The 18,137-nt window shown below is 60.8% G+C and carries 14 protein-coding genes; 9 read left to right on the top strand and 5 right to left on the bottom strand.

Annotated elements, in window-relative coordinates:
• The first annotated feature begins 749 nt into the window (after positions 1-749).
• Complete coding sequence (locus AWB64_RS24745; protein ID WP_060858069.1) at positions 750-2,024, top strand: EAL domain-containing protein; 1,275 nt, start codon at positions 750-752, stop codon at positions 2,022-2,024.
• Positions 2,025-2,054: 30 nt separating this feature from the next.
• On the opposite strand, the gene AWB64_RS24740 is transcribed toward AWB64_RS24745, so the two are convergent.
• Both AWB64_RS24740 and AWB64_RS24735 read right to left on the bottom strand, forming a co-directional pair.
• Positions 2,055-4,112: a hybrid sensor histidine kinase/response regulator gene (locus AWB64_RS24740; protein ID WP_060858068.1), complete on the bottom strand. Its 2,058-nt coding sequence runs from the start codon at positions 4,110-4,112 to the stop codon at positions 2,055-2,057.
• Between the two features lie 2 nt (positions 4,113-4,114).
• Positions 4,115-5,623, bottom strand: a complete 1,509-nt coding sequence (locus tag AWB64_RS24735) for an ATPase domain-containing protein (protein WP_060858067.1) — start codon at positions 5,621-5,623, stop codon at positions 4,115-4,117.
• Between the two features lie 426 nt (positions 5,624-6,049).
• On the opposite strand from AWB64_RS24735, the gene AWB64_RS24730 reads away from it, so the two are divergent.
• Positions 6,050-6,988 carry a sterol desaturase family protein gene (locus AWB64_RS24730; protein ID WP_244164198.1) on the top strand — a complete coding sequence of 313 codons (939 nt, stop codon included), beginning with the start codon at positions 6,050-6,052 and terminating at the stop codon, positions 6,986-6,988.
• A 105-nt stretch (positions 6,989-7,093) separates the two neighbouring features.
• On the top strand, positions 7,094-7,843 hold the full coding sequence (locus AWB64_RS24725) for a YqcI/YcgG family protein (RefSeq protein ID WP_060858066.1): 750 nt from the start codon (positions 7,094-7,096) through the stop codon (positions 7,841-7,843).
• A 118-nt stretch (positions 7,844-7,961) separates the two neighbouring features.
• Here AWB64_RS24725 and AWB64_RS24720 read toward each other — a convergent pair whose 3' ends face one another.
• Positions 7,962-8,996, bottom strand: a complete 1,035-nt coding sequence (locus AWB64_RS24720) for a DUF1214 domain-containing protein (protein WP_075643346.1) — start codon at positions 8,994-8,996, stop codon at positions 7,962-7,964.
• Positions 8,997-9,252: 256 nt separating this feature from the next.
• Here AWB64_RS24720 and AWB64_RS24715 point away from each other — a divergent pair, with 256 nt between their 5' ends.
• The 3 genes from AWB64_RS24715 (at position 9,253) to AWB64_RS32570 (ending at position 13,121) form a co-directional block, all read left to right on the top strand.
• Complete coding sequence (locus tag AWB64_RS24715) at positions 9,253-10,773, top strand: DUF1254 domain-containing protein (protein ID WP_060858065.1); 1,521 nt, start codon at positions 9,253-9,255, stop codon at positions 10,771-10,773.
• A gap of 170 nt (positions 10,774-10,943) precedes the next feature.
• Positions 10,944-11,726: a hypothetical protein gene (locus AWB64_RS24710; protein WP_244164197.1), complete on the top strand. Its 783-nt coding sequence runs from the start codon at positions 10,944-10,946 to the stop codon at positions 11,724-11,726.
• Between the two features lie 336 nt (positions 11,727-12,062).
• The gene (locus tag AWB64_RS32570; protein ID WP_060858064.1) at positions 12,063-13,121 is read left to right on the top strand and encodes a methyl-accepting chemotaxis protein; all 1,059 of its coding nucleotides are present in this window, start codon (positions 12,063-12,065) and stop codon (positions 13,119-13,121) included.
• Positions 13,122-13,318: 197 nt separating this feature from the next.
• Here the strand turns inward: AWB64_RS32570 and sodB are convergent, their stop codons facing one another.
• Together sodB and xseA are read right to left on the bottom strand one after the other, a co-directional pair.
• The gene (gene sodB / locus AWB64_RS24700) at positions 13,319-13,900 is read right to left on the bottom strand and encodes a superoxide dismutase [Fe] (RefSeq protein WP_060858063.1); all 582 of its coding nucleotides are present in this window, start codon (positions 13,898-13,900) and stop codon (positions 13,319-13,321) included.
• A 251-nt stretch (positions 13,901-14,151) separates the two neighbouring features.
• Entirely contained in the window at positions 14,152-15,540 is a 1,389-nt protein-coding gene (xseA, locus tag AWB64_RS24695) for an exodeoxyribonuclease VII large subunit (protein WP_060858080.1), read from the bottom strand.
• Positions 15,541-16,030: 490 nt separating this feature from the next.
• Here xseA and lpxK point away from each other — a divergent pair, with 490 nt between their 5' ends.
• The 3 genes from lpxK to kdsB are packed head-to-tail and all read left to right on the top strand — an operon-like array spanning position 16,031 to position 18,051.
• Positions 16,031-17,047: a tetraacyldisaccharide 4'-kinase gene (gene lpxK / locus AWB64_RS24690; protein WP_060858062.1), complete on the top strand. Its 1,017-nt coding sequence runs from the start codon at positions 16,031-16,033 to the stop codon at positions 17,045-17,047.
• Positions 17,028-17,234, top strand: coding sequence for a Trm112 family protein (locus AWB64_RS24685; RefSeq protein WP_060858061.1), 207 nt, complete (start codon positions 17,028-17,030; stop codon positions 17,232-17,234). The genes lpxK and AWB64_RS24685 overlap by 20 nt, the downstream gene beginning before the upstream one ends.
• Positions 17,235-17,241: 7 nt before the next feature.
• The gene (kdsB, locus tag AWB64_RS24680; RefSeq protein ID WP_060858060.1) at positions 17,242-18,051 is read left to right on the top strand and encodes a 3-deoxy-manno-octulosonate cytidylyltransferase; all 810 of its coding nucleotides are present in this window, start codon (positions 17,242-17,244) and stop codon (positions 18,049-18,051) included.
• Positions 18,052-18,137 lie beyond the last annotated feature (86 nt).

The following is an 18,137-nucleotide window of genomic DNA, read 5'->3' as shown; positions in this document are numbered from 1 at the left end:
AAAGAACCCTCGACGCCATAACCAACAACACCTGAAACCCTCCCCCTCCGAACCCCTACATCCACACGCTTCGCCACTAGCGCTCTCGGGCAAGCACACAACTCCACAAGAACCGCCACGGCCAAACACCGCGTTTGCGTGCAAGCACGCAAACCGGCGCGCGGCGTGCGCCGCGCTTTCCTGTTTGAGGCTACTCACACTGGTGGCGAAGCGTGTGGGTATCGGTGAACGGAGCGGGAGGGTTTCAACTGTCTGGGGTTTTACGCTGGGCGTTCTTTTGAAGTCCCAAGCAGATGTCCGTGCACGCTCGGGCTCCTTAAGAATTGGCGGTTGGAAGGCGTTTTCTTTGCTTCGTTTCTTTGTCGCCGTTGGACAAAGAAATGAAGTCCCGCCACGGACAGTGGCTAACAGTGCTAAAAAGGACCAACGAACAGGAAACGCGCGAAGGCGCAAAAAGCAGCAACCCGGCATTAACTCATAACCGCGGCCGCAAAAAACCACTCTCAAAGCGCCAGCAAAAAAACCCCGAACAAGTGCGACAGCAACCACTTCCGCACTAGAAAAGTGCACTCGCTCACTCCGACCGCCGAGGCTCCAAAAACCCGCCCCCGCCCGCGGCCCATTTCCCAAATTACCCCAAATGCGCATATTTCTTGCTCCTCCGCGATGAGCCCTATCCTGTAAACTATCGCAGCGCCCTGCCACGTCCACCTCCGATCGAGCTGCTCTCGAACACCTGCCACCACACCATGAGCATGGTTGACATCGACCCTCCCCGCTTCCAACCGCCGCGCCCCGTCGCCGGCGACGACGGCTCGCGGCAAACCGTCTTGTACGGCGAATACACCGTGTTCAGCGTGTTCCAGCCGGTATTCTCGGTGTCACACCGGCGCGCCATCGGTTACCACGCCTCCCTGCGCGCCCGCGACGACTCCGGCCGGCAAGTTCCTTCGCACGAGGTATTCACCCAGGCAGCCCGGCGCGGCGACCTGCTGGAACTCGGACGGCTCGCCGAATCGCTGCACCTGGGCAACTTCTTTTCCTTCGATAGCCACGACGAATGGCTCTTCCTGAGCCTCCATCCAGCCGCCCTGATGGACACGAGCTACGGCGACGCACTCCTCGCATCGCTGAAAAATGTCGGCCTGCCGCCGCAACGCGTAGTGCTGGAAGTGCCCGAACAAGCAGGCGGCGAAACGACGCGCTTCGCCGAAATCATCGACTCGTTGCGCAAGTCCGGCTTCCTGATCGCACTCGATGGCTTCGGCGTCAAGCACTCGAATATCGACCGCGTGTGGCATCTGCGCCCCGATATCGTGACGCTCGACCGATGCATCCTGCAGCAAGCAAGCGAGCATTCGCACATTGAACGCGTGTTGCCAGGCCTCGTCTCGCTGCTGCATGAATCGGGTCAACTGGTGCTGATGGGCGGTCTGAGCACGGAACGCGACGCTTTGATCGCGCTCGAATGCAATGTCGATTTCGTGCAAGGCGCGTACTTTGCAGGTCCCAGCGTGGAAGCAGTGAAACCGCAAGCAGCGCAAGGCGTGATGGACGCGTTGTCGGCCGCGTCGCGCGAACGGGTGGCCGCGCGCGAACGGGCGCAATCCGCACGGCTGGCGCCTTATGTGGGCGCGTTGGAAAGCGCGGCGGCGCGATTGATCGAGGGGGTGGGTCTGGTCGAAGCCACGCGCGGCCTGCTGCAACTCAACGAAACGGCACGCTGCTTTCTACTCGATGCCTCCGGCCGCCAGATCGGCGACAACGTATTGCCGGCGGCGCGCGCATCGCAGCGCGCCAAGCGCTTCAGACCCTTGCTGCACTCGGAGGGCGCAAGCTGGGAACGCAGGCCGTATTTCATCGAAGCGTTGCGCACGCCCGATCGCGTCCATCTGACCGCGCCCTATTTGTCGATCAACGAAGCGCATCTGTGCGTGACAGCATCAATCGCCGCACCGACCTCGCGCGGCCTCGAAGTGCTGTGCGTGGACATCAACTGGGACGTGACATCGCAACGGCGCTAGCCGCACGCATTCGGCTTCACGCATGTCAACTCATGCGTGCGAACTCATGAGCGCGGCCTTCACAGTGCGCGCCAGGTCGCCGATCTGAAACGGCTTGCGTAGCACGGCGTACCCGTCCACCCGCTCCTTCGATACATCCACGTCCGCGTATCCCGTCGCCAGGATCACCGGCAGGCGCGGGTGCGTGCGCTTCACCTCGGAGATCACTTCCAGCCCGTTCATGCCGGGCATCGCGAAGTCGACCATCACCAGGTCCGGATTGTCGTGATGCAGGCGCTCAAGTCCCGAGCGGCCCTGCGCCGCTTCCGTGACGGTGTATCCGAGCATCTTCAGGCAGTCGACAAGGAAGCTGCGCACGTCGACATCGTCTTCGATCACGAGGATCCGTCTGTCGCCATCGGAGCGCGCTTCGTCGGGTTCCGGTATGGCGGCTTCCGCTTCGCGCCGCTCGCGCAGCGGCAGCCATAGCTCAACGGTGGTGCCCTTGCCCGCCTCGCTGTGAATCCGCGCCGTGCCGCCTGCCTGGCTGGCAATGCCATACACCTGGCTCAAGCCTAGCCCCGTACCCTTGCCCACGGGCTTCGTGGTGAAGAACGGATCGAATACGCGCGACAGCAGTTCCGGCGCGATACCCGTGCCCGTATCGCTCACGCCAATCACCACGTACTGCCCGGGCGGCATCGTTTCGTCCGGCGCGCTACGCTGGTCCACGTGAATGGTCAGCACGCCGCCGTCGGGCATGGCGTCGCGGGCGTTGATCCCGAGGTTCAGCACGGCAAGTTCGAGCTGGTTGGCGTCGGCGTCCGTCCAGGCTTCTTCCACGTCAAAGCGCGTGCCGAAATGAATTCCCGTTCCCAGCGATAACGCCAGCATGTCGCGCATGCCATGCAACATCGAAATGACATCGATGGCCTTCAGATCCAGATTGCTGCTGCGTGAAAACGTGAGCAGTTGCCCGGTGAGCTTGGCGCCGCGCTCGGTCGCGCGCTTGACGGTCTGCGCCATGTTGTTGACGCGTTCGTCGCGGCTCACGCGCATGATCAGCTCGGCGTTGCCCATGATCACGTTCAGCAGGTTGTTGAAGTCGTGCGCAATACCCCCGGTCAATTGCCCGAGCGCCTCCATTTTCTGCGCCTGAACGAGCACGGCCTGAACCTTCGAGCGTTCGTGGATCTCCTTCATCAACTGGTCATTGGCCGACGCCAGTTCCTGCGTGCGTTCGGCAATCCGGCTTTCCAGCGTATTGTTCAGGCGCTCGGCCACCAACTGGCTCGCGAGAATCTTTTCGTTCACCTCGTGCCGGTCGGTGACATCGAGCGACACGCCGATGATCCGCGTCGTCACACAACCGGTCGCATGGTTGACGGTGCGCATGGGATGACCGCGCGACTCGACCCAATGGACCGATCCGTCCGGCCAGATCACGCGGTATTCGATCGTCAGATTCGTGTTCTCTGCTATGGAGCGGTCCAATGCACGCTGGCGCATTTCGCGATCGTCGGGATGAATCGATTCAACGATCTGCGCGTAATCCAGCGTCGGCCCCTTGTACCCGAATATCTTCCGAAACGCCTCGGTGGAACGCAACGCGCCGGTCTCGACATCGAGTTCCCACGATCCCAAGCGGCCGGCCGCCAGCGCGAGGTGCAGCCGTTCCTGCGACTCAACGCGCTCCACGAGCTGACGCCGCGCTTCGTACTGCCGCAGCCGCGCCCGCAACGACGAAGCCACCGCGCGCCGCAACGTCTCGGCATGCAGCGGCCTTTCCAGCACGACCACGTTCCCGAGCTTTTCGAGCAGTTCGAGCGCGTGTTTCGGACGCCGTTCCGTGCGTTTCGTGGCCAGCACGATCAACGGAAAATCGGACCACGTCGGCTGCTGTTCGAGCCATTGGAAAAGCTGTGGCATGTCATCGTCGGAGAGCGCTTCTTCCGCAATCAGCGCCGTGCCCGCGCTCGTGCGCAATTCGCTGTTGAGCGTCGCCGCGTCGCGGCAGACAAGACATTTGCGGCCGTCGCGGCTCAGCACTTCGCCGATGACATCAGCATCTCGGCCACGGGGCGCCAGGATCAGAACGCGATTCTCCACGGTTACGCGTCCTTCGGGCCGGCAGCCCCAAGCATTGCACTGTTGCCACGATACGAAGGCAAGCCTGCGAGCACGCCATCGAAGTCGCGCAGCGCCTCGCTCACCTCAATGCCGCCCTGGGCGAGCCTGAATTGCCGGATCGTGCGCTCATGTGCACTGCCGCGGCTTTTCACCGTCGCGAGCGCAGTCAGGACTTCGCCCTGATGCTCGAAGTAGCGGAACACGATCATGGCGTCGCTGAGATAGCTGATGTCGATATCCGTTTGCACCTCGCCCACAATACCGTGCTGCCCCAGCACGAGCATGGTCGCCACTCCGCGCTGGTTCAGATAGCCCAGCAGTTCGTGCATCTGCAGCAGCAGATAACGCTCGCCCGGCATGGCCTGCAAATAGGCGTTCAGGCTGTCGATGGCCACGTAGCGCACACCGTCTTCTTCCACTGCGACGCGCACGTCGCTGGTGAATTCTCCCGGCGACATCTCCGCCGGATCGATCTGGCGCAAGGTCAACTGTCCATTCTCGAGGAACGGCGCGAGGTCCATGCCGAGCGCTTTCGAACGCAGCAGCAGCGTGCGGAGGGTTTCATCGAAGAGATAGTAGATGCAGCGCTCACCGCGCTTTAACGCCGCCATCAGGCAGCACACCACCGTCGTTGTCTTGCCAACGCCCGAAGGCCCGATCAGCAATGTGTTCGTGCCGGGAATCAGTCCGCCGCCCAGCAAGGCGTCCAGCCCCTCCGATCCTGTGCTCAGCGGCGTGCTCGAAAATTCCACATGATGCTCGGCCGCGACCAGACGCGGATAAACATCGATACCGCCCGTCTCCAGCGTGAAATCGTGGAATCCCTCGCGAAACTTGAGGCCGCGCATCTTCGCCACGCGCAGCCGGCGGCGCGCGCCGCCGTAGTCGTGCACGAGCTGATCGAGGCTGATCACCCCGTGTGCGATGCTGTGAAGCTGGAGATCGCCCGGGTCGGAGGTGTTGTCATCGAGCAGGATCACCGTGCAGTCCCGCGTCGCGAAGTAACGCTTGAGGGCAAGGATCTGCCTGCGGTAGCGCAACGTATTTTGCGAAAGCAGCCGCAATTCCGACAGACTGTCCAGCACGATCCGCACAGGTTTGACCGACTCGACCTGCTGCATCACGTTCTTGACCGTTTCACCCAACTCGACTTCTGCCGGATGCAGGATGGACTGCTCATATTCCGGGTCCAGTCCTTCGTCCGAGAGCAATTCGACTATGGATAGGGCGTCGACATCCCAGCCGTGGGCGTCGGCCACGGCAAGCAGTTCCGAACGCGTTTCCGACAGCGTGATGTACAACCCCGCCTCGCCCAGCTCGGCGCCCTTGAGCAGGAATTGCAGCGCCAACGTGGTTTTGCCAGCCCCCGGCGACCCCTCGACCAGATAAACCCGGTTTGGCGTCAGGCCGCCGCCGAGGATATTGTCAAGCCCCTCCACCCCGGTAGACATGCGTGGAGTAGGAGGCAACGGTTCGCGTTTGTTTCTCATGGTCGATAGTGGTGGATAAGCAGGCTGTCGCGGTATTGCAAGGCGAGAGCAAGGAACAGGCCCACGAGGGAGCGCGCGGCGGCAACGCTCCGGAACCGCGGTCCTCGATCACGCGCGCTTGACGCAAAAGCCCTCCGTGTGGGCCACGTCTCTCCTCAGACAATTGACGTGAGCCGACGCATGTTGTCCACGATTTCAATGCTCGCCGACGGGTTTCCCACGAACACCGTTTCTGGCAAGGCTGTCATCGGCACGTCACCTGCTTGCCAGGAAACACGGACTATAGTGTGCTTGATGCAAGGTCTTTGTCATGTGCTGGGGTCGGACCGTTTTTGTATGTGGTTCTCGCTGCCGGATGGCGTTTCGTCCTGTCCGGCCCACAAGCAGTGACACTGGCCGACAGTTCGAACGCAAGGGAGTTTGCTCGTGTTGCCTGCGTTGTTTGCCTGCTCCGGCACCAATACGTTGGTGTCGTGCATTGCCGGCCTGTTTGGATCGGAGGTGCAGAGATCGACTGGCTGGGCGTGGCTGCTGTTCGCCGGATGCGGCGTGCTGCAGGTCACGCTCAGTTATCTGTTGTGTACCCCGCTCGAACGGCGCTGGCCGCTACTGCACTGGCCGGTGCGTCAGCCGATGGCGACCGACATCGTCTACACGTTCATTGTCCGGATCGTCTTGTTCCCGCTCGCGGCTTACTTCGAGTACGACCTCGCGAAGGCCGCGGTCGATCACTGGCTTCTCGCACATGAGTGGCCGGTGCCGTCCTTGCTCACGCACATCGCCGATGCCGCGGGAATGCCCCTTGCCGGATTCCTCGCCGGTTTCGTGATACTCGACTGTGCCGATTACTGGCGCCACCGGATCTCGCATCGTCTCGGCTGGTGGTACGGGTTGCATACCCTGCATCACGCGGAGTTGCAGATGACCTTCTGGTCCGACGACCGCTCGCACCTGCTCGAGGACATCATCACTTACGTATGGCTTTTCATCGTTGCGATTGCGATCGGAATGCCGGCCTTGCAGTTTCCGTTCGTGATTCTCGGCTTTCGTTTCGTTGGCAGCTTTGCGCACGCGAACACCCGCGCTCGCTACGGGTGGCTGGGCGAGAGGCTTCTGATCTCACCGCAATTCCATCGCGCGCATCACTGCCCGGAAATCGCGCGGCGCAAGAGCTGCAATTTCGGCACGGTGTTCCCATGGTGGGACATGCTGTTCGGCACCGCGAATTTCACCCACGATGCACGCGAGACCGGAGATCCGAGTGCCGATCCGATCATCGCAACGGGCAACTGGTGGCAGCAACATGCGGCCGGCGTGCGCCGGATGATCCAGCTCGCGCGCAAGCGCCACCGGCCAGCCCAATGACCGAGAACTGGCTGCGCGACGCTCCGGCGGCCACCGACTTTCCACGCACGCCATGCGGGCGTGCACGACCTTGCCGATACATCTAACTTCGTCCGGAGCAAGCCTATGGCGACTTCACCCGAAGCTGAACAATCCAACGCGGCGTCCGATCAGTGGATCGCACGCATTCTGAACATCGAAGCGTCGAATGCCGGCGATCTACCGGCGTGGTGGCGCGATGCGTATCACAGCTACCGCAAGACGCTTGAGCAGCCCGATTACCCGTGCTTCTTCGGCCAAGCGGCCGAGCGGCGCGGTGAGATGTTCTACGCGTTCGAGGGCGAGCGTCCTGAGACTGCGCGCGCGACAATGCAGTGCTTTGTCGAACTTGGACACGATCCAAAGCTCAGGCGGCATAGTCTCGCCATGTTCTGCACGCCGGACCCTGCGCTCACGTCGCACGCCGAATTCCTGCGGCGCTTCTGGACCCTGTTGCAGCAGTTGCAGGAAGCCGACAACGTGCCGATGCAGCCCGCCGATCCGGATGACCCGCTGTGGGAATTCTCGTTCGGTGGCCGCAAGATGTTTGTTGTCGGCACTGCTCCGACCTATCGCCAGCGGCGCAGCCGTGTGGTCGGCAGCGGAATCGTGCTGCTGTTCCAGCCGCGCGAGTTGTTCACTGACTTGGCGACCGGCAAGCCGATCGCCGCTGAAATCCGCCGGCAGATCCATGCTCGGATGCTGGAGTACGACGCGATGCCGGTGCATCCGGACATCGGCTTTTATGGCGATCCGCATAACCGCGAATGGAAGCAGTATTGCCTGCCCGATGACAACACGCCAGTTACCGGACGTTGCCCATTCGGTGGCCGCTGAGCGGTCTGATATTAGCTCTCGCCGAAGCCGATATGGCTAGGGCAGTTTGACTCGTTTTCGGCGTTGCCACTTGGCAGACTGGCATCACGGCCGCGAATCCTTGAGAAGTGCTACTGAGTCATGAAGCCGGTCGTGCCTCCGGGAACTGCCACTTGCCGTTCAATACTTCCGGCCGCGGCCGATAAAGCCTGACCATGTAATTCCATCCGGGCGTGATCGGCAGGCAGTTCACGGATTTGCTATCGCAGCCGCCGAACTGGACCCTGATCGAACCGTCGGCGTCCTTCTTCGCTGTGAGGTTGTTGAGCGTATATGCTCCTTGCTTATTGGGCTCGTAATAGCCTTTTGCGTTGTACACGCTGACAGACCAGAAGCCGTCGACAGGTACGTCGTTTGCGCGAAGCGTGTAGACAGCTTTGCCGTCGTTGTTGGTTGGCGTTACGTTGAGGTAGGTTGCATCCTTGTCCGGATTTCCGCCCCATGCGGCTGCCGCGCCAATCAACCTGCGTACCGGATCCACCTCTTCCTTGGTGCCGAATGCGCCCCTGAAATCAGGGATCGTAGAACCGAGCACGAGTAGCGCATCGCGCACCTTCTTCTGGCTGACGGGATCCCACTTTGGGATGTCCAGTTGGCCGGGCGCCGCCTGGCTGACCTTGATGCTGTCTTGCAGCGCCTGAACTTGCTTGACGTCTTCCGGGCTGGCGGGATCGACCAGCGTGCGTATCCCAGTGACCACATAGCGCGTGCCGACGTTTTCACGAGTCAGCGTATGAGCGCTCGCACCATAGAACACGTTCGGGACGTAGTGATCTTCATTGATGATCTGCAGCGCCATGAAGCGTTTGCCCGGATCAGGCATGGTAATGGTGACGGGACCGGCATCGAGGTCGAAAACGCCCGACGTATATAACGTGTCGCGATTAAGCCGTATCACGGTCTGGTGTTCAATCGACGCAGGCTCGCGCCGGTTCAAAAGCTTGCCCAGGCCCCCTTGCTTCGCCAGTGCAACAACATAGGTGTCGGACTCGGCACGAATGAAGTTGTCGACGGTAACAGGAACATCAGCCGCGGCGGCATTTTGCGTACAGGTCAAGGCAAGCGTCGCAATTGCCGCTGTCGTGACGCATGTGCGGTTCAGTGCCCATTTCATGATGCATTCCTTAGTGCTTAGTGTCGTGAGAAAGGCCAGGACGGCACAGCGGACGGCGGACAACAGACAGCGTCAAGGTTGACGCTCGATCCGACCGATACCAGAAACGCAAAGCCGGCACAAGCGGCCTGGGTGACAACTGATCGGGCAATCCCGCGTCCCAGGCTTGTAAATAGGCTTTGCAGCGGCGATTCAATTCTGATATCGGTTGCGGAAGTTGGGGCTTTCATGCGCTGACAACCTACGCCGAGACCCTATGAAACCGCGTACGCTGCCTGGGTTACTCACCCTGTGTCTGACGGCCCTGTGTCTCGCCGGTTGCAAGAGCGCACCTCCGCCGAGCTACAAGATGACGACGCCCATTGCGCCGCAGATCACCACGCCCAGCGTGGTCGACACTCGCATTGGGCAACTATCATTCTTTGATGGCGTGCCCCTCCCGGATACGGCGCAAAAGGTGTATGACAATCTCGATTTCTTGCGTGGTGTCGAGGCGTTCCTGAATGGCATTCCGGGCGCGTCGCTTGTCGCGCTTCGTTCAGCCTTGCGTGAGGCCGGCGCCGTTGGAAGTACGGTCGGTGTCTTTGAGTCGCTGATGGATTCAAAATCGTTGTTTCTGACCGCGAACACAGAGACCGTATATTTCTGGAACTGGATGGACCTGAAGGACGGCCCCGTAGTCGTGGAAACGCCTCCGAACATTCTTGGTGTGGTCGACGACTTCTGGTTCCGGTACGTCATCGATCTCGGCAACGCAGGTCCCGACAGGGGCAAAGGCGGTAAGTACCTGTTCGTGCCGCCAGGCTACACCGGGGCGCTGCCGGCAACGGGCTATCACATCGTCAAGTCACCCACCTTCGGCAATCTCCTGTTTGGACGCGCGTTCATGAAGAACGGCGATCCGCGTCCCGGCGTCGCAAGCCTCAAGGCAAGTCTGCGCGTGTACCCGTTGTCCCAAACAAACGCCCCGCCGGCTACGCAGTTCATTGACTTGTCCGGCCGCGTGATGAACACGATCCACGCCAACGACATCACGTTTTATCAAGAGGTGAATCAGATAATCCAGGAGGAGCCGGCGGGTGTATATGGCCCCGACATGACAGGATTGTTCGCGTCGATCGGTATCAGGAAAGGGCAGCCTTTCGCGCCCGATGCCCACATGACGAAGATCCTCACTGATGCCGTCGCAGTCGGCAATGCGACCGCGCGCGCCATCGACTTTGCGAACCGAGACAAGGCCGTGCTGATCTATCCCGACAGGCATTGGAACACGCCGTTTATCGGCGGCAGCTATGAATGGCTCAACGATGGCGCGCGAAACTTCGACGCGCGCACCATGTTCTTCTATGCCGCAACAGTCGATACCCCTGCGATGGCTGTCGCAATGCCCGGTATAGGTTCGCAATACGCGGCAGCCAACTACGATTCGGCGGGGCGCCCTTTTGATGGTGCGAAAACCTATCGGCTGCGCGTTCCGGCCAATGTACCGGTCAAGGATTTCTGGTCAGTGGTTCTGTACGACACCCAAACCCGCTCCATGTTGCAGACGGACCAGCCGTTCCCCAGCCTTTCGAGCGAAAAGGATTTGTTGAAAAATGCGGATGGTTCGGTCGATTTGTACTTCGGACCGATCGCACCGGCGGGGCAGGAAAAAAACTGGGTGCAGACGATACCAGGCAAAAGCTGGCTAACGATTTTCCGGCTTTATGGACCGCTTGAGCCTTGGTTCGACAAGAGCTGGAAGCTGAACGATATTGAAGAAACGGACCGGAAATAATGGTCTGTTACGAACCGTCAGCATGCGCAATCAACTGCATCGCGAGCCATGTTTCTCGTAAGCCAGCTCTTCATTGACCGTTTCTGGCTGCAAGACCGTTGGCCGATCCGCGGGATGCGGTCGACGCTTGTGAACCTGGACTATCCGCCCATAAGCGACCTATTTCAATAATGACACCATACTCGGCTTTTGGCTGTGTCCTGATGCTCTTATGCGCCTCTCGTTCATTTGCCCAAAGCAGTGCCGATGACGCCAACAAGAGCAATAACCCACTCAACCTGGCGGCCTCATTTAATATTCAGAACTTTTACACGCCGAGCCTGTTCGGCGTGCGCGGTCACACCAACGACTTCCTGTTGCGCCCAACTGTGCCGCTAGGGCCAAACAGCTTGATACCGGTTCCGGAAATATTCCGCATGACCGTACCCCTCAGTACTCGGCCCGACCCGGCCGGCGGCTATAACACCGGTCTTGGCGATATCAATGTTTTTGACATCTTCTTGCTGAGCGAAGGGCAAACGCAAATCGGAGTTGGACCACTGGTTACTCTTCCAACAGCGACCGACCCAACGCTGGGAACGGGTAAATGGCAGGCCGGGCTTGCTGGCGTGGTTGTCAACGCCACCCGGGCACGCCTGCTCGGCGCACTCGTTCAATGGCAGCATTCTTTTGCTGGGCAAAGTAGCCGTCCTGCGGTTCAGTCACTGACTGCTCAGCCTTTTGGTATTTTCAATCTCCCCGAAGGCTGGTATATCCGGTCTACCGGGACCTGGACGTTCGACCTTCAACACGGCAACTATTACATTCCAGTCGGGCTTGGCGGAGGCAAAGCGTGGAAGAGCGGGACCACCATATTTAACGCGTTCCTGGAGCCGCAGTATTCAGTTGCGCATTCCGGCGCGGTTCCCCGCTGGCAGATCTTTGCCGGCTTAAACATGACGTTTGGGAAGTAGCGAATATCGATTGTTGATCGATGGCGCTCAGAGCAGAGCGGCAATTCCCAATTTGGCGACGCCGTCGCAATTCCCCCGAGCGAATCCACAGGTTATTGAAAATCGCGGGCACCAAACGCTACGCGAATGGGAACTGCTGCCGCGTCCGCTCCTCAAGACAACCGACGTTTAACCGGAGTTATCCGCCGCGATACCTCCGTGAACCTGCACGTCGCAGAGAGAATTTCCGCCCGGCACTCAAGCACTCGCTAAATGCGCCGTTAATACCTTTAGCGCGCTACCGCGCCGGTAGTGAATCTCAATTGGCGGCACCGTATCAATCGGAGCAAACAAGCCATGTCTGCAGTCTTATCGAAGCACGGTCAACCGTCGAAAGGCACGGTCATCGCCGAGTTGACGACAGCCGTTCGCAGGATTTCCAAGGACAAGATCGCGGAAATCGATCTGATCAACCGCGAGGCAACCTATCTCGCCATCAATGCGCTGATCGAGGCGGCACGCGCTGGGGAAGCCGGCCGTGGCTTCGCAGTCGTCGCAAACCAGGTGAAGGACGTCTCGCATCGGATCGGCCATCTTACTGGGGAACTCGGCACTGAACTCGCGACCATCAGCGAAACCATGGTGGCAGAGCTGGAACGGCAACAGGGGCAACGTCTCACCGATCTGGCACTGAACATGATCGACGTGATCGATCGCAACCTTTACGAGCGGTCATGCGACGTACGCTGGTGGGCAACGGACGCGGCGATCGTTGACGGTGTGACTCGCGGCCCGGAGGCGGCCGCTCATGCATCAAAGCGTATGTCGGTGATACTCGACAGCTACACGGTCTATCTCGACATCTGGATGCTGGATCTCGACGGTCGTGTCGTCGCGAATGGTCGCCCCTCGAACTTCCCGGTCGCGGGGATGGCAAACGCCGCAGGCGAGGAGTGGTTCGACGCCGCGCTCCGTACCCGCTCGGGCGACGAATATGCCACCGCCAACGTGGGCACGGTCGCGGAACTGAACGGAGCGCAGACGGCAACATACGCGACTGCGATCAGGGAAGGCGGCGCAAGCAACGGAAAGATCACGGGCGTTCTTGCGGTCTTTTTTGACTGGACGAAGCAAGCATCGGCCGTGCTGGACAACGTGCGTCTGAGTAACGAGGAGCGCTCGCGCACGCGTTGCATGATTGTCGACGCCAATGGACGGGTCATTGCGGACTCCGGCCAAGCGTCCCGGGATGCGAAGCACTATGAATTGCGAAAGGGCAGTACAACTACCGGCGCCTACCGCACTGCGCAGGGATCGCTTGTTGGATACGCATTGACGCCTGGCTATGAAAGCTATCAAGGCATGGGCTGGTTTGGGGTGATCGAGCAAAATCCGCATCACGGCGCAGGTGTCTAGTACCGTATCCACACCGTGCAGCACTCCCTGGTGCCAGGTCTCCACCGGACATATGGCAAATACGAAGCAATAAGCAGACACAAAAAAGCCCTCTCACGGAGGGCTTTTTTTGGCTACGGTTTTCGAAGTCTATTGCGTGGCATCGTGCCCACTTTCCAGACTTGTTTGCCGTTGCCAACCTTCATTGTCATGGGACTTCAGGCACCGAAATTCTTCGATGCAAATTCCCAGTTCGCAATGTTCCAGAACGCCTCAATGAATTTCGGGCGCGCATTGCGATAGTCGATGTAATACGCGTGTTCCCACACGTCGATGGTCAGCAGCGCCTTCGCGTCCGTGGTAAGCGGCGTGGCGGCATTGCTGGTCGAGACGATATCGAGCGAACCGTCCGGCTTCTTCACAAGCCACGTCCAGCCCGAACCGAACGTGCCGGTTGCGACCTTCGCGAACTCTTCCTTGAATTTGTCGAACGAGCCGTACTTGGCGTTGATTGCGTCGCCGAGCGCGCCGGCCGGAGCGCCGCCACCCTTGGGCGACAGGCTGTTCCAGAAGAACGTGTGGTTCCAGACCTGGGCTGCGTTGTTGAACACGCCGCCCGATGCTTTCTTGACGATTTCTTCAAGCGACAGGTTTTCGAATTCGGTACCCGGAATCAGCTTGTTCAGGTTCGTCACATAGGTTTGATGATGCTTGCCATAGTGATACTCAAGCGTTTCTTCCGACATGTTCGGAGCAAGCGCGTTCTTTTCGAACGGCAACGGCGGGAGGGTATGTTCCATGGTGCGAGCTTCCTTCTATGTTGAATTATGGGGACGTGAGGAGTGAAGCAATGCAGCACTCGATTGTAGGCGAGTTGGGATAACCCCGCAAATTGCGGGTTTTTATGAGCATTATCGATTACGAAGCATTAGCAGCGGCGTAAAAAATGCTCCAGCAGTCACGCTATCCCGTCAAAACTACGGGCTGCCGCAACGTGCCGGAACGCACGCTCACAGCGGCAGTTTCATGCGGCGCATGGAGCGTGCCGCGCCTAGAATTCGTCCGACAAACGCGCTTGCACATCGGCGAGCAAAACATCTGCCGCGCCTTGCGCCAAGTGCACCGTTAATGGCCGCTTTGGCTTGAGCGCATTCGGCGAGCGCACTGCGCGCCCCGACTGCGAATCAATCAACGCGGCGTAGCCGCGCTCGAGCGTGCGCTGCGGGCTCAACACCTGCAATCTCGCCGATAGTTCCGATATCCGCGCCGCCGCCCGCTCGTGCCTGCGCCCTTGCGAGTCGCTCAGGCGCTGCGCGACACGCATCAGGTGTTCGCGCTCGGCGGCAAGATCCGGACGCCAGCGCTGCCAGCGCATCTGCACGAGGGCGAAGCGCGCGCGGGCGTCGCGCACCGGACGCGCGCCAGCGGAAGCAAGCCGCGTGGCCAGTTGATGCAAATGAATCCGCTGGCGTTCCAGCCGCTCTGCCGGGCTAACCAGCCGGCGCGCGAGCCAGTCGAGTTGCTGCGCGCGCCGCTCCATCATCCGGCCAAAACTGCGCGCCAGCGATGCATGCCGATGATCCAGATCGCGCAGCAGCAACACGCGCTGCGGACTGACGAGTTCGGCCGCTGCCGTGGGCGTGGGCGCGCGGACATCGGCGGCGAAATCAGCGATGGTGAAATCCGTCTCGTGGCCAACGCCGCTGACAACGGGCATTGCGCTCTCGGCGATTGCGCGCGCAAGCACCTCTTCGTTAAAGGCCCACAAGTCCTCGATCGAACCGCCACCACGACACACAATCAGCACATCCACTTCCCGCCGTGCGCTCGCCTGGTCGACCATGGCGGCGAGTTTCGCGGCCACCCCGGCGCCCTGCACGGGTGCCGGATACACGATCACCGGCACGTGCGGCGCGCGGCGTGAAAGCGTGGTGAGCACGTCGCGCAAGGCGGCGGCTTGCAACGACGTCACAATTCCAATGGCACGCGGATGTTGCGGCAGCGTGCGCTTTCGTTCAGCGGCGAACAAGCCTTCGGCTTCGAGCTTGGCTTTCAGCTTCAGAAACGCTTCATATAACCGGCCCTGTCCGGTACGGCGAACCGCTTCCACGCCGAGCTGCAACTCGCCGCGCGGTTCGTACATGGTGACAAGGCCACGCACTTCGATCCGGTCGCCTTCACGCGGCGTGAATTCGGCATACTGCGCACGTCCGCGAAACATCACGCATCGCATTTGCGCCTGCGCGTCCTTGATCGAGAAATACCAGTGGCCGCTCGCCGCTTTCGTAAAATTCGAGACCTCGCCCGATACCCAGACCAGCGGAAACGAGCGCTCGAGCATAGAACCGATCGCGCGATTCAGTGCCGAAACGGGGATCACGGCTTCCGTGCTGGGGGCGCCGGTGGATTGTCCGGAAGGTGAGAAAGGATCGGGGCTCATCAAAGGAAAGGGTCGGTTGATTGCGGTGGCGCGACAGCGAACGGATAGCCAATCGGCCGCCGAAGTGTAGCAAGTGTCCACAATGCACACGGTATCGAAAGCAATGCCATAGGATTGTGAATCCAGCATGAATGATATTTAAGCTATTGTTTTTTATAATATTTTCACGTTTTCACTGACTTTTAACCGAAACAAGCGCGGCCCGATGCCGATTTCCGGGCGATGAACGCCAACTTGTTCACAGAGTTATCCACAGGACGTTCCGTGTAAAACTGCGCCGCTTGATTCCGGCCTTCGACTGGCGTCGCTCGCGGCACCGCGCTAGAGTGCCGGGTTCGAGCATCGCCCGTCGACCGCTTTCCGTCCGCCCCATTTTGGAGAACCGCCCCGATGCAAAGGTGCTGGCCGTTACCCTCGGCATTATCGTCATGCTTCAAGCACCGGCCAATCCAGTCCCGCGCTTTTCTATCGAACGAGGGCGAGGAACGCCGTGTCTGATTTCAAACCGCCGATTGAAAATTTCCTTGCCCGCGAATGGCGCCGGCGCGGCTGGGTGGCGTGGTCGCTGACGCCATTCGCGTGCGTATTCGGCCTGATCGCCGCCATTCGACGCGCGGTTTTTGCGCTCGGCTGGATCAAGCAAGTCGACCCGGGCGTGCCGGTCGTGGTGGTCGGCAACGTGACCGTGGGCGGCACCGGCAAGACGCCGACCGTGATCGCGCTCGTGGAAGCGCTTCGCGCCGCCGGCTTTCAGCCGGGCGTCGTCTCGCGCGGCTACGGCGCGAAGATCCACGAAGCAACGCGCGTCACGCCCGAAAGCAAACCGACCGAAGTCGGCGACGAACCCCTGCTCATCGCCCGCCGCACGCACGCGCCGGTCATGGTGTCGCCGGATCGCGTCGCCGCCGCGCGGACGTTGTTGAAGGCGTATCCATCGGTGGATGTGATCGTGAGCGACGACGGCCTGCAGCATTACCGTCTCGCGCGCAGCTTCGAACTCGTGGTTTTCGACGACCGTCTGGGCGGCAACGGGTTCCTGCTGCCGGCCGGGCCGCTGCGTGAATCCATGTCGCGGCGGCGTGACGCCACGCTCATCAATAGTCCCTACGACCGCGCGCTGCCGCCGTGGCCCAACACGTTTTCGCTCGACCTCGCGACCAGCGACGCATGGCTGCTCGATGACCCCGCTGTACGCCGCCCACTCGCCGCGTTCAAGGGCGAGCGGATCGTGGCGGCGGCGGGCATTGGATCGCCGGAACGGTTCTTCGCGTCGCTGCGGGCAGAAGGCCTGACGCTTGCGACCCGCGCGTTCCCCGATCATTACGATTACCACGACAACCCGTTTGCCGGCATCGACGCGGATTCGATCCTGATCACCGAGAAGGATGCAGTAAAATTCGGAGCCTGGCGTGACGCGCGCATCTGGGTCGTCCCAGTGGAAGCCGTGCTCAAACCCCGCCTCATCGCATTAGTTGTGGAGAAACTTCGTGGACGCACGCCTGCTTGAAATCCTTGTCTGCCCGATTTGCAAGACCCAGCTCACGTATGACCGCGCGGCGCAGGAACTCATCTGCAACGTCGACAAACTCGCCTATCCCATTCGCGACGGCATTCCCATCATGCTGCCCGACGAAGCGCGCCAGACGGTGGAAGGCACGCCCGTCGATCCGTTGAAACCGGTCAGCGGGAACTGATCGCACAATGAACGCTCACACGCCGGTCGTGCCGCCCTTCATTGCCGTGGTGCCCGCGCGGCTTGCATCCACGCGGCTGCCGGACAAGCCGCTGGCGGATATCGGCGGAAAGCCGATGGTCGTGCGCGTCGCCGAGCGCGCGCGTTTGTCGGGCGCGCTGCAAGTGCTGATCGCAACGGATTCGCCGCGTGTCGTCGCGGTCGCAAAGGAACATGGCTTCGATGTGCTCCTCACGCGCGCCGATCATCCGAACGGCACGGACCGTCTCGCCGAAGTCGCCACGCACTTCGGCTGGAGCGACGAGACCATCGTGGTCAACGTGCAAGGCGACGAACCGCTGATCGACCCAGCGCTCGTGCGCAACGTGGCGGCGCATCTGGCGGCGCACCCGTCGTGCGCCATCGCGACGGCGGCGCATCCCATCCACGATCCTGCTGACGTATTCAATCCAAACGTCGTGAAAGTCGTGCTGGATTCAAAAAGTGTCGCGCTCTATTTTTCGCGTGCACCGATTCCCTGGTCGCGCGATGCGTGGCAGAAGGAATGGCCCAACGTGGCTGCGCTGGCATCGCGCCCGCCGATTCCGTCTAACGTCCTGCGGCACATCGGCCTGTACGCGTATCGCGCGAAGTTCCTGCGGGCTTATCCCGCACTGAGCGTGGCGCCCATAGAAGAGGCGGAAGCGCTCGAACAGCTTCGCGCGCTCTGGCACGGCGAGCGCATTGCCGTGCTGACAACAACGGATGCACCGCCGCCAGGTGTCGATACTCCCGCCGATCTGGCCCGCGTGCGCGCGCTGTTTCCGGCTTCGTCCTAACGCGCCGAAGCCGTTCCGGGCAACTCGCGTTAACCCCGCCACGCCCTGCATAACAAGCCCTTTGCGGCCTTTTTTCGGGTCGCCAT

The organism is Caballeronia sordidicola (assembly GCF_001544455.2).
GTDB classification, from domain to species: Bacteria; Pseudomonadota; Gammaproteobacteria; order Burkholderiales; family Burkholderiaceae; genus Caballeronia; species Caballeronia sordidicola.
Note: the sequence above shows the minus strand (reverse complement) of the source record. Positions and strands in the feature narration are given on the sequence as shown.

Excerpts from the sequence above, each read along its gene's own strand:
- AWB64_RS24725 (WP_060858066.1), top strand. The coding sequence starts at position 7,094 with ATGGCGACTTCACCCGAAGCTGAACAATCCAACGCGGCGTCCGATCAG.
- AWB64_RS24715 (WP_060858065.1), top strand. The coding sequence starts at position 9,253 with ATGAAACCGCGTACGCTGCCTGGGTTACTCACCCTGTGTCTGACGGCC.
- AWB64_RS24710 (WP_244164197.1), top strand. The coding sequence starts at position 10,944 with ATGACACCATACTCGGCTTTTGGCTGTGTCCTGATGCTCTTATGCGCC.
- xseA (WP_060858080.1), bottom strand. The coding sequence starts at position 15,540 with ATGAGCCCCGATCCTTTCTCACCTTCCGGACAATCCACCGGCGCCCCC.
- kdsB (WP_060858060.1), top strand. The coding sequence starts at position 17,242 with ATGAACGCTCACACGCCGGTCGTGCCGCCCTTCATTGCCGTGGTGCCC.
- sodB (WP_060858063.1), bottom strand. The coding sequence starts at position 13,900 with ATGGAACATACCCTCCCGCCGTTGCCGTTCGAAAAGAACGCGCTTGCT.
- AWB64_RS32570 (WP_060858064.1), top strand. The coding sequence starts at position 12,063 with ATGTCTGCAGTCTTATCGAAGCACGGTCAACCGTCGAAAGGCACGGTC.
- AWB64_RS24735 (WP_060858067.1), bottom strand. The coding sequence starts at position 5,623 with ATGAGAAACAAACGCGAACCGTTGCCTCCTACTCCACGCATGTCTACC.
- AWB64_RS24720 (WP_075643346.1), bottom strand. The coding sequence starts at position 8,996 with ATGAAATGGGCACTGAACCGCACATGCGTCACGACAGCGGCAATTGCG.
- AWB64_RS24745 (WP_060858069.1), top strand. The coding sequence starts at position 750 with ATGAGCATGGTTGACATCGACCCTCCCCGCTTCCAACCGCCGCGCCCC.